The organism is Streptomyces sp. SM1 (assembly GCF_002910825.1).
GTDB classification, from domain to species: domain Bacteria; phylum Actinomycetota; class Actinomycetes; order Streptomycetales; family Streptomycetaceae; genus Streptomyces; species Streptomyces okerensis.
The window spans coordinates 1-3,842 of the sequence record NZ_NEUB01000863.1 but is presented as its reverse complement, the minus strand read 5'-3'; the positions used below and the strand labels follow the sequence as shown (position 1 = coordinate 3,842).

3 protein-coding genes and 1 pseudogene are annotated in these 3,842 nt (G+C 74.3%); 1 reads left to right on the top strand and 3 read right to left on the bottom strand.

The features are described from left to right. Positions 1–138 precede the first annotated feature (138 nt). From B9S61_RS28645 to B9S61_RS28635, 3 genes and pseudogenes are all read right to left on the bottom strand, one after another. Complete coding sequence (locus tag B9S61_RS28645) at positions 139–561, bottom strand: PPOX class F420-dependent oxidoreductase (RefSeq protein WP_103544828.1); 423 nt, start codon at positions 559–561, stop codon at positions 139–141. 86 nt (positions 562–647) lie between these two features. Beyond that, a complete protein-coding gene (locus B9S61_RS28640) occupies positions 648–1,886 on the bottom strand; it encodes an ROK family protein (protein WP_103544827.1) in 1,239 nt (412 codons plus the stop codon). 36 nt (positions 1,887–1,922) lie between these two features. Beyond that, a pseudogene (locus B9S61_RS28635) lies at positions 1,923–2,609 on the bottom strand (alpha-ketoglutarate-dependent dioxygenase AlkB). Between the two features lie 67 nt (positions 2,610–2,676). Between B9S61_RS28635 and B9S61_RS28630 the strand changes: the two are divergent. After that, entirely contained in the window at positions 2,677–3,810 is a 1,134-nt protein-coding gene (locus B9S61_RS28630) for a methyltransferase (protein WP_103544826.1), read from the top strand. Positions 3,811–3,842: the final 32 nt, after the last annotated feature.

The following is a 3,842-nucleotide window of genomic DNA, read 5'->3' as shown; positions in this document are numbered from 1 at the left end:
GGCCCGTCCCGGGCGCCTGCCCGCCGCCCGCGAGGGGACCGTGGTCGAGGCGTACGGGAGCGCCGCCCGACCGGAGCGACCGGTGCCGGTCCCCCGCGGGGAGTCACGGCACCCGCGCGGACGCCCGGGTGCCGCAGGTCAGCCGGAGGCCTGGTCGCTGTCCTTCATCGCACCCCAGCCGTGCCAGCGTTCGACCTCGATCCAGCCGCTGACCCGGGCACGCCGGCGGTCCGGGTACGGGTTGCCGGTGTAGTGCCGGGACAGGCGGTCGATGTCCGTCAGGCCCTCGTCGTCGTACAGGTCGGCCACGCGGCCGATGAGGGTGACATGGGTGTACCAGTCGTCCCCGGCGAGGACCGTGAGGGTGACGCGCGGGTCGCGCCGGACGTGCTTCAGGCGCACCCGGCTCTCGTCGAAGTTGACCAGCGCGCGGCCGTCCTCCCACAGGTACCAGGTGGGGGTGGACACGGGCGCGCCGTCGGAGCGCAGCGTGGCCATGACGCAGGGGTTGGGCCTGCGCAGCAGCGCGTCGGCCTCGGGCGGCAGCGGGGGCTTGGACACTACGGACTCCTCGGTGTTCGGAGCGGTGAGGCGGGTCGGGCGGCCGGCTGTCGTCGCGCCGGCGTTCCGGGACGCCGGCCGTCTTCCTATGCCAGTGCCCCCAGAGGATCGTCCAGCACCGGCTGCCAGGCCAGTTCCGCCGCGCCGACGAGACTGTTGTGGTCCAGGGTGCAGGCGAGGATGGGGACACCGCCACTGCGACCCCACAGGCTGCGGTCGGCGACGACCGCGCGGAGCCGGTTCGGGTCGGCCTCGAGCAGGGTGCGGTGCAGTCCGCCGAGGATGATCCTGTCGGGGTTGAGGATGTTGACCAGTCCGGCGAGCCCCAGACCGAGCCGGTCGATGAGGGACTCGGCGGCGATGCGCACGTCCGGTTCGCCGTACTGACCGCGGATCAGGTCGTCGGCCTGTTTCAGCAGGGACATCTCGGGACCCGGCGCCCGTCCCGCCGCGGTGAGCAGGGCCAGCGGGTCGGCCTCGACGTCGAGACACCCTCGGCCGCCGCAGTGACAGGGACGGCCGTCGGGGTTGACGGCGAGGTGGCCGACCTCCAGGGCGAGACCCGAACTGCCCGAGTGCAGAAGGCCGTCGAGCACCAGTGCCCCGCCCACTCCGCGGTGGCCGGTGGCCACGCACAGCAGGTCGCGGGAGCCGCGTCCGGCGCCGTGCCGGTGTTCGGCGAGGGCGGCCAGGTTGACGTCGTTGGCCGCGAAGGCGGGTCCGTCCAGGCCGGCCGCGCGCACCTGTCCGGCGAAGATCTCCCGCACCGGGGCCCCGGCGGGCCAGGCCAGGTGCAGGGGGTTGAGGGCGAGCCCCTCCGGTTCGGCCACCGCCGACGGCACGGCGAGCCCGGCCCCCACGCATCTCCGCCCGGTCTCCCGCAGCAGTTCGGCGCCGGCCGCGACGACGGAACCGAGGACCTTCGCCGGGTCGGCGTCGATGACCTCGCAGCCGGGCGCCGTGGCGACGATGCGGCCGCCGAGCCCGACCAGCGCCGCCCGGAAACCGTCGGAGTGCACCTGCGCGGCGAGCGCCACGGGGCCGTCCTCCGCGACGGAGAGCCGGTGCGAGGGGCGCCCCTGCGAACCGGCTGCGGCACCGGGCCTGGCGTCGACCCTGATCAGCCCCAGCGCCTCCAGTTCGGCAGCGACCGCGCCGGCCGTCGCGCGGGTCACGCCGAGCTCGGCGGTGAGTACCGCGCGGGTCGGCGCGCGCCCGGTGTGCACGAGTTCCAGTGCGGGTCCGAGCGCGCCGCGCCCCCGGTCCAGCCGCGTCCTCGAGGTGGTCCCTTTCCCCGCCGGCCGGGGGTCCGCCTTCCCGCTCATGAAGGCGAGTCTCCCATGATCCGCAAGCGGTGCGGACTACAGGCCGCTGCCCCGCAGCGTGATGTTCAGCCGCCCGCTCAGCCCCGGCTCCGGCGGTCCGGTGCCCGCGTGCACCCGCGGCACGCCGTGGTACGCGAGCCGGGACGGTCCGCCGAAGACGAACAGGTCGCCGCCGCGCAGTTCCACGTCCGTGTACGGGCGGGCCCGGTCACGGGATTGCCGAAGCGGAAGACGCACGTGTCGCCGAGGCTCAGCGACACCACGGGTGCGAGCGATACCTTGTCGCTGTCGCGGTGCGTGCCCATCCGGGCACCGGCGTCGTAGGAGTTGACCAGCGCGATGTCGTAGGCGGCCCCTCGCGCGGCGTCCTCGCCCAGTGCGTCGGTCACCGCGCGGCGGCCCAGCTCGCCGAGCCACCGGGGAAGGGGATTCACCGGGGCGCCGTCGCCGTCGGCGCCCCGGTGCGGGCACAGCCGTACGGATACCAGTGCCGGCCGAGGCACACCTGCCGGGCGGTCATGGTGCCGCCGCCGGGCGTGCGCACGGTGCGCGGTCCGGCGGGAGGGCGCGCCCTCCCCCAGTCTCGGCTTCGCTCGACCGGGGACCCCCATCGGCAGGCGTGCAGGAGCCGCGCTGCTCCCGCGCGTCCAGCCATCCCGGCACGTGGACCGCGCCCGGCGCGATCTCGCTGCGTGCCCTGGGGAACAGTCCGGCGTCGTCCATGCCTCCGTCCTCCCCAGGATCTGCCGGGTCCGTGCTCGGCTAGCCTGGGCGGACGATGAACGACCGTATGACGACTCCGTGGGGCGAGCCGGTGCTGGCCCGTTTCCCCGAGGATCCGCGGGACAGGCTGCGCGCCTGGGACGCCTCCGACACCTATCTCCTCAGACATCTCGCCGAGCGGCGGGTCCCGCTGTCCGGCACGGTCGTGGTCGTCGGCGACCGCTGGGGCGCGCTGGTCACGGCGCTCGCGGCGCACCACCCGACGCAGATCACCGATTCCTGGCTGGGACAGGAGGCGACCCGCGCGAACCTCGCCCGCAACGGCGTCGCACCCGGCACGGTCCGGCTGCTCACCACGCAGGATCCCCCGCCGGACCGGATCGACGTACTGCTCGTCCGCGTGCCGAAGAGCCTGGCGCTGCTGGAGGACCAGCTGCTGCGGCTGGCGCCGGCGGTGCACGCGGAGACGGTCGTCGTCGGTACCGGCATGGTGAAGGAGATCCACACCTCCACGCTCCACCTCTTCGAGCGGATCCTGGGCCCGACCAGGACCTCGCTCGCCGAGAAGAAGGCGCGGCTGATCCTCTGCACACCGGAGCCCGTACCGGCCCGCCCCCCGAACCCCTGGCCCTACCGCTACACCCTGCCCGAGGACATCGGTCCGGCCTCGGGCCGGACGGTCGTCAATCACGCCGGCGTCTTCTGCGCGGACCGTCTCGACATCGGCACCCGGTTCTTCCTGAAACACCTGCCCGGCGGCCGTGACGGCGGCCGGGTGGTGGACCTGGGCTGCGGCAACGGTGTGGTCGGTACGGCGATGGCGCTGGCCGATCCGCGGGCCGAGGTGCTGTTCGTGGACGAGTCCTTCCAGGCGGTGGCGTCGGCGGAGGCCACGTACCGGGCGAACGGCGTGCCCGGACACGCCGAGTTCCGGGTCGGCGACGGTCTGTCGGATCTGCCGGCCGGCAGCGTCGACCTCGTGCTCAACAACCCGCCCTTCCACTCCCACCAGGCGACCACCGACGCCACGGCGCGGCGCATGTTCACCGATGCCCACCGCGCCCTGCGCCCGGGAGGTGAGCTGTGGGTGATCGGCAACCGGCACCTGGGGTACCACGTGCGGCTGCGGCGGCTGTTCGGCAACAGCGAAGTGGTGGCGTCGGACCCGAAGTTCGTGGTCCTCAAGGCGGTGAGGCGCTAGCAGGCGCCGGCAGACCGGCCCCCGGCCGACGG